This is a genomic window from Thauera humireducens, assembly GCF_001051995.2.
GTDB classification, from domain to species: Bacteria; Pseudomonadota; Gammaproteobacteria; order Burkholderiales; family Rhodocyclaceae; genus Thauera; species Thauera humireducens.
In genome coordinates, this window is record NZ_CP014646.1 from 2,485,156 (window position 1) to 2,505,366 (window position 20,211).

A 20,211-nucleotide genomic window follows, 5' to 3' on the forward strand; every position below is an offset into this window, starting at 1 on the left:
CGGGTGCAGGGAGCTGCGTCGGGACGCTATGATCACGTCCTCCCACCTTCACCTGCGCCCGCATGCCCCCCGCCGCCAAAGCCCTCCTGGCCCAGCTCGCTGGCGCCGCTGGTGCCCTCGTACTCGCCCGCAACGGATGGCTGACCGGACTCTGGCCGCTGGTCGGGGCTCAGGCGGGGCTCGCCGCCGCCGTGGCGTTCGGCATGGGCAGCGCACGCTGGTGGCTGCCGATCCATCTCGGCTTCCTGCCACTCGCAGTCGTCGCCCTGCAGCTGGGCATCGCCCCGGCGTGGTACCTCGCGGCCTTCGTGCTGTTGCTGCTGGTCTACTGGACCAGTTTCCGCACCCAGGTGCCGCTCTACCTCAGCAACCGCCCGACCGCCGCGGCGGTGGCCGGGCTGCTGCCGGCCAGGCCCCTGCGTCTGCTCGACATCGGGGCCGGCACCGGCTCGCTGCTCCGTCCGCTGGCGCGCGCGCGCCCCGAAAGCCGCTTCACCGGCGTCGAGCTCGCCCCCGCACCGTGGCTGATCGGGCGCCTGCTGTGCGCGCCGCTCTCCAACATAGACTGGCGACGCGCCGACCTTTTCGCACCCGCGTGGGCAGACTACGATGCAGTGTATGCCTTCCTCTCCCCCGTGCCGATGCCGGCCGTGTGGGCCAAGGCCGTTGCCGAAATGCAGCCGGGCAGCCTGCTGATCAGCAACAGCTTTGCCATTCCGGACGTGCAACCCGAGCGCATCGCGGAAGTGGGGGACCGGCGCGGCACGCGCCTCTACGTCTATCGCATCCCGAGCCCGACGGACAGCGGCCGATAGATCGAAATGGCGCCACGAAGCATCGCTTTTCCGGCGCTTACCGCACGTCCCGGCTCGCGATAATCCTGATCGTGCGGCCACTGGCGGTCGCAAGCAAAGGACGAAGGGATCCATGGCTGAGATCATCTGCGTGATCGGCAACAAGGGCGGCACCGGCAAGACCACGCTGTCGCACATGCTGTGCCAGGGGCTGGGGCTGCTGGGGCAACGCGCCGCCTGCGTGCTCACCGACACCTCGCGCGAACCGCTGTTGCCCGGGGGGCGGCGCTACGTGACCGCCGATGCGCGCACCCGCGACGCCCTGACCAAGGTCGTCGACAAGCTGCGCAGCCTCGACGACTGGATCGGCGTCATCGACGGCGGCGGCAACCGCACCGAGATGGACCGCAAGCTCTATGCACTGTCCGACATCGTGCTGCTACCCTTCCGCGAGTCGCACGAGGACATCCGCACGGTGGTCCGCGACCTCGAGATGTTCCCGCGGGCCTATGCCGTGCCGACGCAATGGCCAACCAACGCCTGGCAGCGCGATGCGGCCGACCGCAACGTCGCGCAGTTGATGAGCGCCTATCGCCACCGCATCCTGCGGCCGGTCAACGCCTTGTCGTCGACCAAGCTGCTGTTGCAGAAGCAGGTGCCGGAGCAGATGCCCACCCCGCTCGCCAATGCCTGCCGGGCCATTGCGCGCCAGGTCCTGCAGGTGCTGGAGATCGACTTCTCGGAAACCACGGTGGACGAGGACCTGATCGACGAGGTCGAGCCGCTGCCGGCGGCGGAGATGCCGTTGCGGCTGACCAACGCCGCGCGCCGCTCGCACTGAGGACAGCGGGCGCCCTCAGAGGCGCGTGCCGCTGCGCGACATGACGACGAGCGCCTGGGCGCGATTGGATACGCCCAGGGCGCGGAAGATCGCGGTGACGTGAACCTTGACCGTGCCCTCGGACAGGCCGAGCAGGTCCGCAATTTCGCGGTTGGTCTTGCCGCTGGCGAGCAGATCGAGCACGCGGGACTGCGCCGTCGTGAGGCCAAAGCGCTCGCTCGGGGGTACGCGGCGGCCACCGGGCGCCGACGCGGAACGAGTCGCCGGGGTATGCACGCCGCCGGCGAGCACCACGCGCACGGCCTCGAGCAGCACGTCGCCCGGGTTCGACTTCGACACGTAGCCCGAGGCGCCCGCCTTGATCGCTCGCCGCACCGACGCCTCGTCGTCGATGGCCGAGACAACGATCGCCGGGACATCCGGAAAGCGCTTGGCCAGCACCCCGAGCAGCGAGAAACCATTCATGTCCGGCAGCATCAGGTCGATGATCGCGAGGTCGATGTCCGCATCGGTTTCAAGCCGGACAAGCGCCTCGTCGGCGCCACTGGCCTCGATGCACACCAGCCCGGCCTGCAGGCGCGCGAGGCTCTGTGCCATGGCTTCCCGCACCAGGGCGTGATCTTCGACGATGAGAATCCTGCTCAAGAATGACTCCAGGCGCGGCAGAGCGTAGGCATGCGGATGCGTGAAGCATAGCACGCCCCCCATACCCTCCCTCTACCGGCAAGCCGCGAAAGCACGCACAATCGCGCTACCGCGCCACCCGATCGAGATATCCCGGTTTGTTCCCGTTTTGCCTTCCGGCCCATGCCACTCCACAGGAACACGACCGGGCAACCCCATGCTCAAGGAGGCGGGGCGAAACCTTCAGCCGCTGGCTGCTCGTGCTGCTGATCGTGCTGCTGATCGTGCTCGGACCGCTGGCGCCCGCGCAGGCCGCCCAACGCATCCTGATCGTCACGAGCACCGAAACGCCGGCGCAGACCGAGGCCGTCAGCACCTTGCAAGCCGAGCTGGAGGAGCGCGGGCGCGCACTCGAGACCCGCCCCTGGGATCAGACCTCGGCCGAACAGACGCGCGCCGTCGACATCGTCGTCACGGTCGGCACGCCGGCAGCGCGCGCCGTCGCGAATCACGCCAGCCCGGCACCGGTGCTGCACATCCTGCTGTCGGCCCACAACTACGCTTCCCTGCCCGCCCGCGCCAGCGGGCGCCAGTCGGCAATCGTGCTCGACCAGCCTCCTGCGCGCCTCGTCGCACTGGTACAGCTCGCCTTGCCGGCGCTAGAGCGTATTGCCCTGATTGGCGGGCCGCAGAGCGAGGATCTCGTCGCCCAGCTTGCGCAGGCTGCGGCGCACGCGCGCCTCGGCATCGCGCAGGCTTCCATCGTCCGGGAAAACGAACTGTTCGGAGCGCTGCAGGCCGTGCTGGCCGAACCCGCGGTGCTGGTCGCCACGCCCGATCCGGCGGTCTTCAACCGCTTCACCGTGCAGAACATCCTGCTCACCGCCTTCCGCCATCGCTCGCCGGTACTCGGTTTCTCGGCAGCCTACGCCAAGGCGGGTGCCCTGTTGAGCCTGTATTCGACCCCCGCCCAGATCGGCAGCGATGCCGCACGGGTGGTCGAGTCCGTGCTGCGCGGCGGCGCCCTGCCTGCGGTCTCGGGGCCGCACAGCTTCGAGGTGCAGACCAACCCCACGGTGGCACGCTCGCTGGGCATCGAGCTGCCAGCGGCCGAGACGCTGACCGCTCGGCTGCGCAGCCTGGAGGAGGCGAAGCCATGATGCGCAACTGGGGCATCCGTGCCCGGGTGATGTTCGTCACCATCGTGCCGATGCTGGTGCTGGCCGCGCTGATGACGGCCATCTTCACCAGCCTGCGCCTGTCCGACCTGGATGACGCGCTCGGCGCACGCGGCCAGGCCTTTGCCCGTCAGATCGCCGCCGCGAGTGAATACAACGTCTTCGCCGGCAACCGCGACGCCTTGCGTCTGCTGGCCCTCGCGGCAACGGGCGAGGAGGATGTGCTCGCGGTACGGATCCTGGACGCCGACGGCCAGACGCTTGCGGCGGTCGGCGCTCTGGCCGCCGACCGCCTGCCCGCGGCGATGCCGACCTCCCTGCCGCCGCTCACGGTCGCGGAAGGTGCACGCCTGCGTGTCATCGAGCCGATCCGGGCGAGCCCGATCGACATCGACGACGGCTTCACCCTCGATGCATCGCCGACACCGCGCCGCGATGCCATCGCGCAGGGCAGCATCGTCCTCGAGCTGTCCCTCGAACGCATCCACCAGCACCGCCGGCAACTGCTGCTGGCCGGCGTCGGCGCCATGCTCGCGGTGCTCGTGGGCAGCGTGATGCTGGCAGCGCGCATGAGCCGCGGTGTCAGCGGCCCGATCCGCGAGGTGGCGGACGCCGTGCTGCGCATCGGTCACGGCGCGCTTCACGAGCGCCTGACCGTGCGGGGCGGCGGCAGCCTGCGCCGGCTTGCGGTCGGCGTCAATGACATGGCCGCACGCCTCGAGCATGCCCACGAGGACATGCGGCGCCAGGTGAGCGACGCCACGGCCGAACTGCGCGCCCGCACGCTCGAGGCAGAGCAGGCGAACGTCGCCAAGTCGCGCTTTCTGGCCGCGGCCAGTCACGATCTGCGCCAGCCGATGCATGCGCTCGGCCTGTTCATCTCCGAACTTGCCCAGCAGTCGCTCGATGCCCGCAGCCGTCAGATCGTGGATCGCATCGCAGCCTCGGCCAATGCCATGGACCAGTTGCTCGACGGCCTGCTCGACATCTCGCGGCTCGATGCCGGCGTGATGACACCCGTCGTGCGCGCCTTCGACCCGCAGCCCGTGCTCGAACGCATCGTCGCGGAGCGGACGTCTGCCGCGCGCAGCCGGGGCCTGCGGTTGCGCCTGCGTCCAGGTCGTGGCTGGGTGCGCAGCGACCCGATACTGTTCGAGCGCATCGTCGGCAACCTCGTCGGCAACGCGATACGTCACACGCAGTACGGCAACATCCTCGTCGCATGCCGCCGCCGCGGTGACCGGCTGCGCATCGAGGTGCGCGACAACGGCCCGGGGATTGCAACGGAATCACAGGAAATCATCTTCCACGAGTTCGTCCAGCTCGGAAATCCCGAGCGCGCACGCGACAAGGGGCTGGGACTGGGCCTGGCGATCGTGCGTCGCCTCGTCGACCTGCTGGCCCACCGTCTCGAGCTGCGCTCCGCCCCCGGTCGGGGCTCGACCTTCGCGGTCGAGTTGCCCCTGACCGCCCCCGAGGTCGAGGGCCGTCCAGCGGAGGACGCGCGTGCGCTGGGCAGCCTCGACGGGCTGCGCGTCGCGATCGTCGAGGACGACCCGCTGGTCCGCGACGCGATGGCGGGGCTGCTGTCCTCGTGGGACTGCGAGCTGACCATCGCCGGCAGCGCCGAGACCCTGCTCGCGCTACACGCAGCGTCGCCTCAGGGCTTCGACGTCGTGATCACCGACCTCCGCCTGTCCGGTCCCATGGATGGCATCGATCTCGTCGCGGAACTGCGCGCCACGGGCGACGGCACGGGTCCGCAGGCGATCCTCATCAGCGGCGACACCGCGCCCGAGGTCCTCGCCCGCGCCCGCGCGGTCAGCCTGCCGCTGCTCTACAAGCCGGTACGCCCGGCCAAGTTGCGCGCCCTGCTCCAGCGCATGCTCGGCGCCAGCTGACACGCTCCGCCACAGCGTTGCATGGCTTCGGTTACTATTGGTCCATTCTCAAGACACAGCCGGGAGAACGCCGATGTCGCAAGATCAGAACGCTCAGGACCCGCTCGAATTCGTCCGCGGCATGTGGAACAGCATGGGCTTCTCCCTGCCGGGCATGGTGACGCCGACGCTCGATGTCGACGAGCTCGACAAGCGCATCGCCGACATGAAGGCGGTCGAGGGCTGGCTCAAGATGAACCTGAACATGCTGCAGATGAGCATCCAGGGCCTGGAGATGCAGCGCGCGGCGATCGCTGCCGTCAAGGCAATGAGCCAGCAGGCCAAGGCCGGCGACGACCAGGCCGACGCCGGCGCCAACCCGTTTGCCGCCGCTGCCGCGATGTGGCCGTGGAACTTCATGAATGGCGAACAGGGCACTGCGGCCGACGTACCACCGTCTGCGTCCGAACCCAAGACGACGCGCAGCACGCGCCGCAAACCCTCCGACGGCAAATAGGCGTCCGCCTTCAGCCCGGCACACGGCCCATCCCGCGGATGGGCCGTTGTGTTTTCAGATGGCGCCGGCCCCGCGCAGGCGTTCGATATCGGCCGGCGAAAAGCCCGCCTCTGCCAGCACCGTATCGCTGTCCGCGCCGGCGACGACCGGTGCGGGCCGGGCCTGCACGGCCGGCATCCCGGACAGTCGCACCGGCGGGCCGAACTGCCTGACCCCGCCCACCTCCATGACCATCCCGCGCGCGCGCAGCTGCGGGTTGTCGAGGCTTTCCTCCATCGTCAGCACCGGGGTCACGCAGCAATCGACGGCATCGAACACGCCGACCCACTCCGCCTGCGTGCGTGCGCCGAAGATGGCGGCCACCTCCGCCCGTGCCGCCGCGCCCGCCGCGCCGGTGGCCAGGTGCGCCGGCTTCAGGTCGGGACGGCCCAGCGTGTCGCACACCAGATGCCAGAACTTTTCCTCCAGCGCGCCGACCGCCATGTAGCGCCCGTCCGCCGTGCGATACACGCCGTAGCACGGCACCTCGCCGGTCAGCAGGTCCTCGCCGCGCGGCCGCACGCGGCCATTGGCCAGCACCTCGGTCAGCGGAAAGATCGCATGCGCCATCACGCCATCGGTCATCGAGACGTCGACGAGACGCCCCTTGCCGCTCGCGCGCGCATCGACCAGGGCCACGAGCACCCCGAACAGCGCGCTCATCGTGCCACCGAGGAGGTCACCCAGTTGCAGGTTGGAGATCGCCGGCGCGCCGCCCGCGGTGCCGATCTGGTCGAGCACGCCGGCGTAGCCGATGTAGTTGATGTCGTGCCCGGCGCGCAGCGCATACGGCCCGGTCTGCCCATAGCCGGAGATGCTGCAGAACACCAGTCGCGGGTTGATGCGCGCCAGCGCCTCGTAGCCGAGGCCCAGCTTGTCCATCACCCCGGGGCGAAAACCCTCGATCACGATGTCCGCGGTTTCCACCAGCTTCTCGAACGCGGCCTTGCCGTCCGGGTGCTTGAGATCGAGCCGCAGGCTGCGCTTGTTGCGGTTCACCACCTGGTACAGATAGCTGGTGTCGCCCCCCATCGCGCCGAGCGTTCGCGCGTAGTCGCCCGCGCCGGTGTCCTCGATCTTGACGACATCCGCGCCGTAATCGGCGAGATGCTGGGTGGCGAGCGGACCAGGCAGCAGGCGGGTCAGGTCGAGCACGCGCACACCCGCCAGCGGCAGGCGTGCTGAAGCATTCAGGGTATCGGTCATGAGCGTGAAAGCGGCGCCCCGCAGGCGCCGCGCAGAATGAAGACGAAACCGAGCTTACGCGTAGGTGCGCACGTCGTCGATGACCTTGCCATCGTTGGCCAGCGCACCGTTCGGCAGGAAGGCGACCTCGCCACGCAGCTTGGTCACCTCGCGGATGCTGGCCGCGACCGCCGTTGCCAGGGCTTCGCTGCCGCCGCCAGCCACTTCGCACATCAGGGTCATGCGGTCGTTGAGATCGGGGTTGTCCACCACCAGTCGCGCCCGCACGATCTCGGGGTGACGGCGCACCACCTGTGCGATCTGGCCTGGATGCACGAACATGCCCTTGACCTTCGTCGTCTGGTCGGCGCGCCCCATCCAGCCCTTGATGCGCAGGTTGGTGCGACCGCAGGGCGAGCTGCCGGGGAGCAGCGCCGACAGGTCACCGGTGCCGAAGCGCACCAGCGGATAGTCGGGATTGAAGGTGGTGACGACGACCTCGCCCACCTCGCCCGGCGCCACGGGATCGCCGGTGCCCGGACGAACGATCTCGAGCACGATGTCCTCGTCCACCACCAGCCCTTCGCGGGCCTCGGTCTCGTAGGCGATGAGGCCGATATCGGCGGTTGCATAGGCCTGGTAGGCCGAGATGCCACGTGCGGCGAAGGCGTCGCGCAGGCTGGGCGGAAAGGCCTCGCCCGACACGAAGGCCTTGGTGAAGGACAGCTTCACGCCCAGTTCATCCGCCTTCTCCAACAGGATGCGCAGGAAGGACGGCGTGCCGACGTAGGCATTGGGCTGCAGGTCGGCGATGGCTGCCAGCTGCTGCTCGGTCTGGCCGACTCCGGCCGGGAAGACCGTGCAGCCCAGCGCATGGGCCGCGGTTTCCATCATCGAACCGGCCGGCGTGAAGTGATAGGAGAAGGCGTTGTGCACCAGATCGCCGGCGCGGAAACCTGCGGCGAACAGCGCCCGCGCCAGGCGGTAGTAGTCGGGACCCGCCCCTTCGGGTTCGTACAGCGGCCCGGGCGACGCAAACACGCGACGGCAGGCACTGCCCCAGCCGACGGCGGCAAAGCCGCCGAACGGGCGCGCCGCCTTCTGCATCTCCAGCAGTTCCGACTTTCGTGTCACCGGCAAGGTGGCGAGCGCCGACCGGCTCGTCACCGAGTCGGGTTCGACGTCCGCCAGCAGGCGGCCGAAAGCCGGCGCACCGGCACGGGCGTGGGCGATCTGCGCCGGCAGTCGCTCCATCAGCTCGCGCTCGCGCGCTTCGGGGGGGCGGGTTTCCCGCGTGTCGTAGAAGTTCATGTCGGCATCCCTGCTCGATGCAATGTGGTGTTCCGTCTTGCCTGCCGCCCTTTCGGCCGGTTCAGCTCAGCCAGCGCTTGCGCCGGCGGTAGTGCTTGATCTCGCGGAAGCTCTTGCGCCCTTCGCCCGACAGGCCGAGGTAGAACTCCTTCACGTCCTCGTTGTTCGACAGCTCGCTGGCGGCGCCTTCCATCACGATGCGGCCGTTCTCCATGATGTAGCCGAAGTCGGCATAGCGCAGCGCGACCATGGTGTTCTGTTCGGCGAGCAGGAAGCTCACCTTCTCCTTGGCGTTCAGATCCTTGACGATCTCGAACACCTCCTCGACGATCAGCGGCGCGAGGCCCATCGAGGGTTCGTCCAGCAGCACCAGACGAGGCTTGGCCATCAACGCACGGCCAATCGCGCACATCTGCTGTTCACCGCCGGACGTGTAGGCCGCCTGGCTGTTGCGACGCGTCTTCAGACGCGGGAAGTAGTTGTAGACCTTCTCCAGCGTTTCCTCGACGGCCGCCTTGCCGTCGGTGCGGGTGTAGGCGCCGGTGCGCAGGTTCTCCTCGATCGTCAGGTGGCCGAAGCAGTGGCGGCCTTCCATGACCTGCACCACGCCGCGCTTGACGAGGTCCGCCGGCGTCATCGCCTCGACGCGCTCGCCCTTGTACTCGACCGAGCCCTTCGTCACCTCGCCGCGCTCACCCTTCAGCAGGTTGCTGACCGCGCGCAGCGTGGTCGTCTTGCCGGCGCCGTTGCCGCCGAGTAGGGCCACGATGCTGCCCTCCTGCACCGACAGGGACACGCCCTTCAGGACGAGGATCACGTGGTTGTAGATGACCTCGATGTTGTTGACGCTGAGGAATGCTGAGTTCGGAGCGTTCATCTCGAATTCCAGGCAATGGCCCCCGCACCCTGCGGCACGGGGGCATGTTTCAACTTACTGCGCGCACTGCTCGGCGGTACGGCGCTGGATGTTCTTCTCGGCCGCATACTTGGACGCAGCCTCGAGCACCATCGGGCGCAGCACCTTGTCGTCGGCCTGGTACCAGTCGGACGTGAAGCCCCACTTCGAGCCGTCCCAGGTGTGGACGCGAACCCACGACGAGCCCATGTGGTCCGTGCAGGTCGTCTGGACCGGGCGCATCACGCCGGCAAAGCCCATCCCGTCAAGCTTGGCCTGATCGAGGTTGAGGTTCTCCAGACCCCAGCGCACCTGCTCGCCGGTCATGACCTTGCCCTTGCCGTAGCGCTCCTGCGCCTGGCGCACGCCCTCGACACCCAGCATGGCGGAGATCAGGCCGCGCATGTAAAGCACGGAACCGACTTCTTCCTTCGGACCCGTACCCTGGCCCTTGTCATGCAGCGCGGCGAGGATGTCCTTGACGACCTTGCTGTTCGGCTCGGCGCCATGCTGCAGCGCGAGCGCGCTGTAGCCCTTGGCACCGGCGCCGACGTCCTTGACGTCCGGTTCGGCACCGGCCCACCAGATGCCCAGCATCTTCTCGCGCGGGTAGCCAGTGGCCTGGGCTTCCTTGATGGCGGTGGAGTTCATCACGCCCCAGCCCCACAGCAGCACGTGATCGGGACGGTCGCGGCGGATCTGCAGCCAGGTGGCCTTCTGCTCAACGCCCGGGTGGGCGACGGGCAGCAGCTGCAGGTCGAAGCCGTGCAGCTTGGCGCGCTCCTGCAGCACCGGGATCGGCTCCTTGCCGAACGGGCTGTCGTGGTAGACCAGGGCGATCTTCTTGCCCTTGAGCTTGTCCAGCCCGCCTTCCTGCTGGCCGATGTGCTGGATGGCAACGTCGGCGCCCACCCAGTACGAGCCCAGCAGCGGGAAGTTCCAGGCGAACACCGAACCGTCCTGCGATTCGCTGCGGCCGTAGCCGGCAGTGATCAGCGGAATCTTGTCGACCGCGGCCTTGTCGGTCAGTGCGAAGGTGACGCCCGTCGACAGACTCTGGAACAGGGTGGCGTTCTTGCCCTTCAGGCGCTCGTAGCATTCCACGCCACGGTCGGTGGCATAGCCGAACTCGCATTCCTCGAACGACAGCTTCACGCCGTTGATGCCGCCCTGCGAATTGATGAACTTCAGGTAATCGACATAGCCGTTCGCCCAGGGGTTGCCGTTGGCGGCATAGGCGCCGGTGCGATACACCAGCACGGGGAAGAACTGTTCCTGCGCCTGGGCGTTGGCGGCAGGCGAGAACGCGGCGGACGACAGCCCCACCGAGGCAATGGCAGCCGCAAGGGCCAGGGAACGGAATTTCATGAGTCTCCTCCTTGTAATAAGCATCATGGGCACTGCGAACGGCACTGCATCAATGCGGGAAAGGCCACAGACGCAGTTTCTGCTTGGCGATCGACCACAGTCGGGCGAGGCCATGCGGCTCGACGATCAGGAAGAAAATGATCAGCGAACCAAAGATGATGAACTCGGCATGCGAGATGCCGGCGGTCGACACCGTCACACCCACCAGGCTGCCGAGGAAAGGCAGGAACTGGTTCAGGAAGATCGGCAGGACCACGATGAAGGCGGCGCCGAAGAAGCTGCCCATGATCGAACCCATGCCACCGATGATGACCATGAACAGCAGCTGGAAGGAGCGATCGACCGAGAACGCCGCCGGCTCCCACGAACCCAGGTGCACGAAGCCCCACAGCGCACCCGCCACACCGACGACAAAGGAGCTGACCGCGAAGGCCGACAGCTTGGCGTACATCGGGCGGATGCCAATCACCTCGGCGGCCACGTCCATGTCGCGGATCGCCATCCACTGGCGGCCGATGGTCGCGCGGGTCAGGTTCTTGGCCAGCAGCGCGAACACCACGACGAAGGCCAGGCAGAACAGGTACTTCTCGGCCGGCGAGTCGATGATCCAGCCGAAGGCGTCGAGCTTGGCGACCGACACCGAACCCGAGCTGGAGTTGTTGGTGAACCAGCCGATGCGCAGGAAGGCCCAGTCGCACAGGAACTGCGCGGCCAGCGTCGCCACCGCAAGGTAGAGGCCGCGCACCCGCAGGCTGGGAATGCCGAACAGGATGCCGAAGCCCGCCGCCGCCACACCACCGAGCAGCATTGCGAGGATGAGCGGCATGCCGTCGATGCGCACCATGAAGTTGTATGCGGCATACGCCCCGATCGCCATGAAGGCGCCCGCGCCCAGCGTGATCTGGCCGCAGTAGCCCACCAGCAGGTTCACCCCCAGCGCCGCCAGCGACAGCACCAGGAAGGGAATCAGCACGGCACGGAACAGATACTCGTCCGCGAGGAGGGGCACGCCGATGGCGGCGAAGGCGATCAGGCCGAGGACAAACCACTTGTCCTGGGCAATGGTGAAGATCTGTTGGTCGGCCAGGTAGCTCGTCTTGAACTGGCCATTCTCACGATAAATCACAGTGTGTTCTCCAGGTCAGACGCGGTTGATGATCTTCTCGCCGAACAGGCCCTGCGGCCGGAACAGCAGCACGATGAGCGCCATCACGTAGGCGAACCAGATCTCGATGCCGCCACCCACCATCGGCCCGATGTACACCTCGGACAGCTTCTCGCCGACACCGATGATCAGGCCGCCGACGATCGCGCCCGGCACCGAGGTCAGGCCGCCGAGGATGACCACCGGCAGGGCGCGCAGGGCGACGGTGACGAGCGAGAACTGCACGCCCATCTTGGAGCCCCAGATGATGCCGGCCACCAGCGCCACCAGACCTGCCACGCACCACACGATCACCCAGGTCTTGTTCAGCGGAATACCGACCGACTGCGCGGCCTGGTGGTCGTCCGCCACCGCGCGCAGCGCACGGCCGATCGCGGTCTTCTGGAAAAAGATGGTGAGACCGCCGACCAGCACCGCCGCCAGCGCCGCGGCGATGAAGTCTTCCTTGTTGATCATGACGCCGCCTTCGATCAGGCCTTCGAACATGATCACCGGGTCCTTCGGCATGCCGACGTTGATCGAGTAGATCTCGCTGCCGAAGAAGGTCTGACCGAGGCCCTCGAGCACGTAGGCGATGCCCAGCGTGACCATCAGCAGCGTCGCGCCTTCCTGATTCACCAGCTTGCGCAGCACGAAGCGCTCCACGCCCCACGCCACGATGAACATCACCACGCCGGCACCGATGATGCCGATCACGTTGGCCAGGAACAGGCTGTCACCGCCCAGCGCGGCGTTGGCCCATTCCGAGAAACGCGCCATCGCGAGCGCCGCCACCAGCACCATCGCGCCCTGGGCGAAATTGAACACGCCGGAGGCCTTGAAGATGAGCACGAAGCCCAGGGCGACCAGCGAGTACAGCATGCCGGTCATCAGCCCGCCCAACATCGTTTCGATAAAGAATCCCATGTCCCGCTCCGCTCAGTGACCGCTGCCCAGATAGGCGTTGATGACGTCCTGGTTGTTCCGGACTTCGTCCGGCGTCCCGTCGCCGATCTTCTTGCCGTAGTCGAGCACCACGACGCGGTCGGAGATGTCCATCACGACGCCCATGTCGTGTTCGATCAGCACGATCGTGGTGCCGAACTGGTCGCTGATGTCGAGGATGAAGCGGCACATGTCCTGCTTTTCCTCGACGTTCATGCCGGCCATCGGCTCGTCGAGCAGCAGGATCTGCGGCTCCATCGCCAGCGCGCGACCGAGGTCGACGCGCTTCTGCAGGCCGTAGGGCAGCGCGCCCACCGGCGTCTTGCGGATGTGCTGGATCTCGAGGAAGTCGATGATCTCCTCGACCTTCTCGCGGTGCGCGATCTCCTCGTTGCGTGCTGCGCCGATCCACAGGGCCTGCTGGAAGATGTTGGTCTTCATCTTCAGGGTGCGGCCGGTCATGATGTTGTCCAGCACGCTCATGCCCTTGAACAGCGCGATGTTCTGGAAGGTGCGCGCGATGCCCTGCTGGGCCGCCATGTGCGGCTCCATCTTCTTGCGCTCCTCGCCGCGGAACATGATCTTGCCTTCCTGCGGGTGGTACACGCCGTTGATCACGTTCAGCATCGAGCTCTTGCCGGCACCGTTGGGGCCGATGATGGCGCGGACCTCATGCTCGCGGATGTTGAAGCTGATGTCGGTCAGCGCTTTCACGCCGCCGAAACGCAGCGAGATGTTCTGCAGGTCCAGGATCACGTCGCCGAAGCGGCGGCCCGGCTGGGCGACGGCTGCGGGGTTCATGTCGGTCATGTTCATTCCTCGTTTCCTCAGGCCGCGCGCTGGCCGGCCTGCGGCGCAAAGGTCTTCACTTCCTCGATGCGCAGGTCGGCGGAGACCTTGCCGGTACGGCCGTCCTCGTACTTGACCTGGGTCTCGATGAACTGGCTCTTCCTGCCCTCGAACATTGCGTCGACCAGCACGCCGTACTTCTCGGCGATGAAGTTGCGGCGCACCTTGCGCGTGCGGGTCAGCTCGCCGTCGTCGGCATCGAGTTCCTTGTGCAGCACCAGGAAGCGCTTGATCTGGGCGCCGCTCATCTTCGGATCGGTCGCGAGGTCGGCATTGATCTTCTCGACGCAGCCGCGGATCAGCTCATACACCGCCGACTGCTGGGCCAGATCGGCGTAGCCGGAGTAGGCCATGCCCTTCTTCTCCGCCCAGTTGCCCACCGCCTCGAGGTCGATGTTGATGAAGGCGGTGACGAAGTCCTTGCCGTTGCCGAAGGTCACCGCTTCCTTGATGTGCTGGAAGAACTTGAGCTTGTTCTCGATGTAGTTGGGCGCGAACATCGAGCCGTTCGACATCTTGCCGACGTCCTTGGCGCGGTCGATGATCTTCAGGTGGCCGTCCTCGTCGAAGTAGCCCGCGTCGCCGGTCATGAAGTAGCCCTCGGCGTTGATCGACTCGGCGGTGGCGTCCGGGCGCTTGTAGTAGGCCTTCAGCAGCATCGGCCCCTTCACCAGGATCTCGCCGTTGTCGGCCAGCTTGACCTCGACGAAGGGCGCGGGCTTGCCCACCGAATCCAGCTTGATCTGGCCGTCGGGCTGCAGGCACACGTAGGCGCAGGTTTCGGTCTGGCCATAGAGCTGCTTGAGGTTGATGCCGATCGAACGGTAGAAGCGGAACAGGTCCGGCCCGATCGCCGCGCCGGCGGTGTAGGCCACGCGGATGCGGCTCATGCCGAGCACGTTCTTGAGCGGGCCATATACCAGCAGGTTGCCCAGCCAGTACTGGAAGCGGTCGCCCCCCGACACCGGCTTGCCGTCGAGGATGTCGGCGCCGCAGCGGCGGGCGACATCCATGAAGTGATGGAAGACCTTGCGCTTGAGGCTGCCGGCGTCCTCCATGCGGATCATGACCTGGGTCAGCAGGTTCTCGAACACGCGCGGCGGGGCGAAGTAGTAGGTGGGGCCGATCTCGCGCAGGTCGGTCATCACCGTTTCGCCGGATTCCGGGCAGTTGATGGTGAAACCGGCCACGGTCGCCTGGGCGAAGGAGAACAGGTGGTCGCCCACCCAGGCCATCGGCAGGTACGAGAGGATGTCCTCTTGGTCGGTGAGCCTGTCGAACTGCATGCCACCGCGCGCCGCCGAGATGAAGGCCTCGTGCGTCTGGCACACGCCCTTGGGCTTGCCGGTGGTGCCCGAGGTGTACAGCATTACCGAGATGTCGTCGGGCGAACCCTTGGCGATCTCGCCGTCGAGAAAGTCCGGCTGGTTGCGGTCGTGGATGCGCCCCATCTCCTGCAACTCGTCCAGCCCCATCAGCAGGGTCTGGGTGTAGTGGCGCATGCCGCGGGCGTCGTCGTAGATCACATGCTCGAGCAACGGCGCCTCGCCGGCGATCTCGAGCATCTTGTCCACCTGCTCCTGGTCCTCGACGATGGCGAACTTGATCTCGGCGTCCTGCAGCACGTAGACCATTTCCTGCGCCACGGCGTCCTGGTACATCATCACCGGAATGCCGCCGAGGCACTGGCAGGCGGCCACCGACCAGTACAGCCGCGGCCGGTTGTCGCCGACGATGGCGATGCGGTCGCCGCGCTTGAAGCCCAGTTGCGCCAGCCCGCAGGCGATCGCCCGCACGTTCTCGGCCACCTGCGCCCAGCTATAGGTCTGCCAGATGCCGTATTTCTTCTCGCGCATGGCGGGCCGCTGCGGCCGCACCTGCGCATGGTGCATCAGGTAACGCGGAAAGGTATCCAGCCCCCCTTCCTGCCCTGCATTCCGCACTTGCTTGTCGGACATGCCCCTTTCTCCTCCGGTGTCGTACTGCCTGTCTCCTCACCCGCCCCCCTCGGCTTGTTCTTCGGGGCCGGACGCGACACGGCGTGCTGCCCGTGTCGATTCAGGCTGCAGTCTCGCAAGGCATGTTTGCGCAACTGTTTGTGGAATGTACTGAATTGTTGCAGTTGCCGGGCCGACCCGGCGCAGCGCCGGGCGAAGGCGTCTGGCGCTCGAATCGCGCTAGACTGCGGGTCACGCCGAACCCTGCGCAAGAGGTCGCCGATGGAACACAAGGTCTTCACCAAACCGGTCCATGTCACCACCTGGATGGGCGTCTTCCTGGCCCTGGTCGCGGTGCTCGCCGCAGTGCTGGTGCCACAGCTCAAGCACGCCTTCCTGGCCAACGCCGCCTTCAATGGCCTGATCGTGTTCGTGCTGGCGATCGGCATCGCGGTGAACCTGCGCCAGGTCTGGCGCCTGCAGCGTGAAGTGCTGTGGATCGAGGCCTTCCAGCAACACCCGGATGCCACGACCGACACCCCGCGGCCCACGCTGCTGGCACCCATGGCGCGGCTCCTGTCGAGCCGCAAGCGCGGCCAGTTCCACCTGTCGCCGGCGTCGATGCGCACGCTGCTCGACAGCGTGCAGATCCGCCTGGAGGAGCAGCGCGACCTGTCGCGCTACCTCATCGGCCTGCTGATCTTCCTCGGCCTGCTCGGCACCTTCTGGGGCCTGCTCGTCACGATCCGCTCCATCGGCGAGATCATCGGCAACATGAGCGTGGGCAGCGATCCCGTGGCGATGTTCGAAGCGCTCAAGACCAAGCTCGACGCGCCGCTGGGCGGCATGGCCACCAGCTTCTCGACCTCGCTGTTCGGCCTGGCCGGCTCGCTGATCGTCGGCTTCCTCGACCTGCAGTCGGGCCATGCACAGAACCGCTTCTACAACGAACTGGAAGAATGGCTGTCGCACATCACCCGCCTGCCTTCGGGCACCGGCATCGAAGGCGAGGCGAGCGTACCCGCTTACGTGCAGGCCCTGCTGGAACAGACCGCCGAGGGCCTGGACCGCATGCAGCGCTCCACGGCCGAATCCGAGCGCGAGCGCCGCACCTCCGCGGAACACCTCGCCGAGCTCAACACCCAGCTTGGCCGCCTGGCCGAACTCATCGGCCGCGAATCGCGTGACCTGTCCGCGCTGTCGGCCTCGCAGGACGAGTTGCGCGGCCTGATCCGCCAGCTCGCCCAGCAGCCGGCACAAGGTGTGCAGTTCTCGGAAGACCTGCGCGCCGAACTGCGCCTGCTGTCGCGCACCATCGCCGCCGCACTGGGCGGTGCAGGCAGCCAGAAGGCGGACTGAGCCATGGCCCGCCTGTCCCGCCGCCGCGCGCTGGACTTCTGGCCCGGCTTCGTCGACGCCCTAGCCTCGCTGCTGATGGTGTTGGTGTTCGTGATCCTGATCTTCGTCATCGGCCAGTTCGTGCTCGCCGACGCGGTGAGTGGACGCGACCGCGCGCTGGCGCAACTCAACGCCGAACTCGCAGCCCTGGCGAAGACGCTCAGCCTGGAGCAGTCGGCCCGCGAACTGGCTGACGTCCGGGTGGGCGAACTGAGTGCCTCGCTCGCCGGTTCCGAGCGCGAGCGCGAAGCCCTGTCCACCGAGTTGCTCAGCGCCCGCGGCGAACTTCATGCCGCACAGGATGAAGCCAAGGCGCAGCGCGAGGAAGCCGCCCGCCTGTCCGCCGACATCGCGGCGCTGGCGCGGCTCAAGAGCGAACTCGAGGCCGAGGTCGCGCGCCTCGCCAGCGCCCTCGACACCTCGGAACGCGGCCTCAAGGAGCAGACCGCGATGTCGGAGCAGGCGATCGCCCAGGTCGAACTGCTCAACCGCCAGCTGGCGGCGGTGCGCACCCAGCTCGAACAGCTCAACGCCGCGCTCGCGGTCGCCGAGGCTGCGGCCCGCGACAAGGACCTGAGGATCGAGGAGCTGGGCCGCGAGCTCAACCTGGCGCTGGCCGCCCGGGTGAAGGAACTGGCGCGCTACCGCTCCGAGTTCTTCGGCCGCCTGCAGGCGGTGCTCGGCAATCGCAAGGACATCCAGATCGTCGGCGACCGCTTCGTGTTCTCGAGCGAGGTGCTGTTCCCGACCGCCTCGGACGAGGTCAGCGCGGAAGGCATGATCCAGCTCACGCGGCTGGCCGAGACGCTGAAGACGTTGTCGGCAGAGATCCCGGCCGATCTGCCCTGGGTGCTGCAGGTCGACGGCCACACCGACCGCCGGCCGATCTCAACGGCGCGCTTCCCGTCGAACTGGGAACTCTCCACCGCGCGCGCGCTGGCCATCGTCAAGTTCCTGCGCAGCCAGGGCATTCCCCCCCAACGGCTGGCGGCGACAGGCTATGGGGAATTCCATCCGCTGGATTCGCGCAACGCCGAGGACGCCTACGCCCGCAACCGCCGCATCGAGCTGAAGCTGACGAGCCGCTGAGGCGAAGCCGCGCCGCTCAGCCCTGCGGCGGACGGCGGGCGTCCTCGAGATCCTTCACCACCACCGACAGGGCCTCGGTCGAGATCAGCACCTCGACCAGCGACAACACCAGGGACAGCGCCAGCGTGAGGATGCTGGCGCCGAACAGCAGCTTGCCGGGCAACTCGGACTCCATGAACAGCGCGAACATCGACAGGGCGCACAGCAGGAAGCTGAACACGCCGAAGCTCTGCATGTACTTCGTCAGCAGAATGCGGCGCTTGAGCCCCGGCAACTGGCGCTGGACAAGATCCGCGCTTCGATCGGCCGAGACATTCAGCTGGCGGATCACCTGGGCCAGCGTCAGGAAGCGGTTGGTATAGGCGAGCAGCAGCAGCGAGATGGCCGGAAAGAGCAGCGCGGGCGTGGTCAGATTCATCATGCGGCGAGTGTAACCCGAGCCCGGCCGGCTACCTCCGCCACAACCCTTGGCGCCATGGCCCAGACCGCCCCGCCACGTTGCGTCGCACCCGCGTCAGACCTTCACTCGCGCCAGGGCTGCATCCAGGGCGCTGGACACCTCGGCAAGCCCGCGCGAGGTATCGGCGATCCCGGTCACGGCCATCGCGGAATCCTCGGCACGCCGTGCGATGTCCTCGACACTGCCGGCGATCGCAGCGGCAGCGCTCGCCTGTTCCCGCGTCGCCAACTGGATTCCGTCGCTGAGGCGCAGGCTGTTCTCCGCAGACTCGCGGATTTCCGTCAGCGCAGCGAGCGCCTCCTGGATCAGGCCCACGCTGAACTGGACGCGGGCGCTTCCGGACTCGGCACTGCGGACCGCCGCGAGGGTCTCGGTGTGCAGCGTCTCGATGATGGCGCCGATCTCCACCGTTGCAGTGGTCGTCCGCTCCGCCAGCTTGCGCACTTCGTCCGCCACCACCGCGAAACCGCGCCCCTGCTCGCCCGCCCGCGCCGCCTCGATCGCCGCGTTCAACGCGAGCAGGTTGGTCTGGTCCGCGATCTCCTTGATCACGGTGGCAATCTTGCCGATCTCCTCCGACGACAGGCGCAGTCTGTCCATGGTCGCCGTCGTCTCGCTGACTGCCTGCGCGAGTTGCTCGATCTCGCTCACCGCATGGCCCGCCTGCTCCATGCCTTCAGCCGCCATGCGTCGTGTCTCGCGCGCCGCCCCGGCCGACGCCACGGCATTCTCGGCCACCTCGCCGACAACCACCGTTACCTGCTCGACGGCAGCGGCGGTATTGGACGCCGAATCGCTGGTCCCCGCGGCGCTGTCCGAGACATGGTCGCTCGATCGTTGCAGCGTGCGCGACTCCGCCACGATCCGGGCGCCCGCTTCGCGCACGTTGATCATGATCGCCTGCAGGTTAGCCATCATCGCGTTGTAGGCGTCGCCGATGGCTTGCAACTCCCCACCTCCCTGAAGGCGTGCGATACGTCTCAGGTCACCATCCTGTTGTGTCGCAGCCATCGTCTCACGCAGGCGTGACAGATCTGCGGACATGCCGCGCACCACGCCGAACTGCAGCCACACGCCGACGAGCAGGGCCAGCGCCAGCAGGCCCCACAACCATGCGTCAGGCAGCGCAGCGCCACTCAGCGCGGCCGCGGCGAGGAACGCGGCCGCCGCCGTCATGACGCCAAGCCCGCAACCGAAACGCCCCACCAGCGACCAGTTCGTCAGCCGCCCGAGCATTCCGGCACGGACCACGCGGCCGTCACGCACATCGAACTTGCCGGGACTGGCGCGCATGCGGCGGTAGGCCGCATCGACCCGCGCGATGACCTCGCGATCCGGTCGGCGGCGAACCGATTCGTAGCCCACCACCTCGCCGTTCTCCCTCACCGGCGACGCGAAGGCGTGCACCCAGTAGTACCCGCCATCCTTGCGCCGATTCTTGACGTAGCCGCTCCAGGACATACCGGCCTTCAAGGCACGCCACAGGTCCGCAAAGGCCTCCGGCGGCATGTCGGGATGGCGAACGATGTTGTGCGGCTGTCCGATCAGCTCGTTGCGGTCGAATCCGGACAGTGCGACGAACAGATCGTTTGCCACCTCGATTCGCCCGGCACGATCCGTCCGGCTGTAGATGAACTCCCCGTCGGGGACGATGGTTTCGTCCGAGCTGACTGGTTGGTTGATGCGCATTTATTCCTCCCTCGGGTACTTGCATCCTTCACATACGGCGCATCCTGGTACCACGAGGGCATTCCTTG

Annotated in this window: 18 protein-coding genes; 7 read left to right on the forward strand and 11 right to left on the reverse strand. The window is 67.3% G+C overall.

Features of this window, described 5'->3' with window-relative positions:
- Positions 1-62 precede the first annotated feature (62 nt).
- Positions 63-815: a class I SAM-dependent methyltransferase gene (locus tag AC731_RS11695; protein ID WP_048706229.1), complete on the forward strand. Its 753-nt coding sequence runs from the start codon at positions 63-65 to the stop codon at positions 813-815.
- Between the two features lie 112 nt (positions 816-927).
- A complete protein-coding gene (locus AC731_RS11700) occupies positions 928-1,635 on the forward strand; it encodes a P-loop NTPase family protein (protein WP_048706232.1) in 708 nt (235 codons plus the stop codon).
- A 15-nt stretch (positions 1,636-1,650) separates the two neighbouring features.
- Here the strand turns inward: AC731_RS11700 and AC731_RS11705 are convergent, their stop codons facing one another.
- Positions 1,651-2,280, reverse strand: coding sequence for a response regulator transcription factor (locus tag AC731_RS11705; protein ID WP_038011402.1), 630 nt, complete (start codon positions 2,278-2,280; stop codon positions 1,651-1,653).
- A gap of 239 nt (positions 2,281-2,519) precedes the next feature.
- Here AC731_RS11705 and AC731_RS11710 point away from each other — a divergent pair, with 239 nt between their 5' ends.
- From AC731_RS11710 to AC731_RS11720, 3 genes are all read left to right on the forward strand, one after another.
- The gene (locus AC731_RS11710) at positions 2,520-3,419 is read left to right on the forward strand and encodes an ABC transporter substrate-binding protein (protein WP_048706234.1); all 900 of its coding nucleotides are present in this window, start codon (positions 2,520-2,522) and stop codon (positions 3,417-3,419) included.
- A complete protein-coding gene (locus tag AC731_RS11715; RefSeq protein WP_048706236.1) occupies positions 3,416-5,338 on the forward strand; it encodes a hybrid sensor histidine kinase/response regulator in 1,923 nt (640 codons plus the stop codon). Before AC731_RS11710 ends, AC731_RS11715 begins: the two co-directional genes overlap by 4 nt.
- A gap of 73 nt (positions 5,339-5,411) precedes the next feature.
- Positions 5,412-5,834: a PhaM family polyhydroxyalkanoate granule multifunctional regulatory protein gene (locus AC731_RS11720; protein WP_048706238.1), complete on the forward strand. Its 423-nt coding sequence runs from the start codon at positions 5,412-5,414 to the stop codon at positions 5,832-5,834.
- A gap of 54 nt (positions 5,835-5,888) precedes the next feature.
- Here AC731_RS11720 and AC731_RS11725 read toward each other — a convergent pair whose 3' ends face one another.
- From AC731_RS11725 to AC731_RS11760, 8 genes are all read right to left on the reverse strand, one after another.
- A complete protein-coding gene (locus AC731_RS11725) occupies positions 5,889-7,079 on the reverse strand; it encodes a CaiB/BaiF CoA transferase family protein (RefSeq protein WP_048706240.1) in 1,191 nt (396 codons plus the stop codon).
- 54 nt (positions 7,080-7,133) lie between these two features.
- Positions 7,134-8,369, reverse strand: a complete 1,236-nt coding sequence (locus AC731_RS11730) for a phenylacetate--CoA ligase family protein (protein WP_048706242.1) — start codon at positions 8,367-8,369, stop codon at positions 7,134-7,136.
- 61 nt (positions 8,370-8,430) lie between these two features.
- Positions 8,431-9,246 carry an ABC transporter ATP-binding protein gene (locus AC731_RS11735; protein ID WP_004258106.1) on the reverse strand — a complete coding sequence of 272 codons (816 nt, stop codon included), beginning with the start codon at positions 9,244-9,246 and terminating at the stop codon, positions 8,431-8,433.
- A 54-nt stretch (positions 9,247-9,300) separates the two neighbouring features.
- A complete protein-coding gene (locus tag AC731_RS11740; protein WP_048706245.1) occupies positions 9,301-10,632 on the reverse strand; it encodes an ABC transporter substrate-binding protein in 1,332 nt (443 codons plus the stop codon).
- A gap of 49 nt (positions 10,633-10,681) precedes the next feature.
- A complete protein-coding gene (locus AC731_RS11745) occupies positions 10,682-11,758 on the reverse strand; it encodes a branched-chain amino acid ABC transporter permease (protein ID WP_048706248.1) in 1,077 nt (358 codons plus the stop codon).
- Positions 11,759-11,773: 15 nt separating this feature from the next.
- Entirely contained in the window at positions 11,774-12,703 is a 930-nt protein-coding gene (locus tag AC731_RS11750; protein ID WP_048706251.1) for a branched-chain amino acid ABC transporter permease, read from the reverse strand.
- Between the two features lie 12 nt (positions 12,704-12,715).
- Entirely contained in the window at positions 12,716-13,537 is an 822-nt protein-coding gene (locus tag AC731_RS11755; RefSeq protein ID WP_407084166.1) for an ABC transporter ATP-binding protein, read from the reverse strand.
- Between the two features lie 11 nt (positions 13,538-13,548).
- Complete coding sequence (locus AC731_RS11760) at positions 13,549-15,528, reverse strand: AMP-dependent synthetase/ligase (RefSeq protein ID WP_048706253.1); 1,980 nt, start codon at positions 15,526-15,528, stop codon at positions 13,549-13,551.
- A 261-nt stretch (positions 15,529-15,789) separates the two neighbouring features.
- Here AC731_RS11760 and AC731_RS11765 point away from each other — a divergent pair, with 261 nt between their 5' ends.
- Together AC731_RS11765 and AC731_RS11770 are read left to right on the forward strand one after the other, a co-directional pair.
- Positions 15,790-16,866 (forward strand): flagellar motor protein MotA, encoded by a 1,077-nt coding sequence (locus tag AC731_RS11765; protein ID WP_048706255.1) that lies wholly within the window; start codon positions 15,790-15,792, stop codon positions 16,864-16,866.
- Between the two features lie 3 nt (positions 16,867-16,869).
- A complete protein-coding gene (locus AC731_RS11770; RefSeq protein ID WP_048706258.1) occupies positions 16,870-17,994 on the forward strand; it encodes a peptidoglycan -binding protein in 1,125 nt (374 codons plus the stop codon).
- 16 nt (positions 17,995-18,010) lie between these two features.
- Here the strand turns inward: AC731_RS11770 and AC731_RS11775 are convergent, their stop codons facing one another.
- Both AC731_RS11775 and AC731_RS11780 read right to left on the reverse strand, forming a co-directional pair.
- Entirely contained in the window at positions 18,011-18,412 is a 402-nt protein-coding gene (locus AC731_RS11775) for a DUF2721 domain-containing protein (protein WP_048710060.1), read from the reverse strand.
- Positions 18,413-18,508: 96 nt separating this feature from the next.
- Complete coding sequence (locus tag AC731_RS11780; protein WP_048706261.1) at positions 18,509-20,143, reverse strand: methyl-accepting chemotaxis protein; 1,635 nt, start codon at positions 20,141-20,143, stop codon at positions 18,509-18,511.
- Between the last annotated feature and the right edge of the window lie 68 nt (positions 20,144-20,211).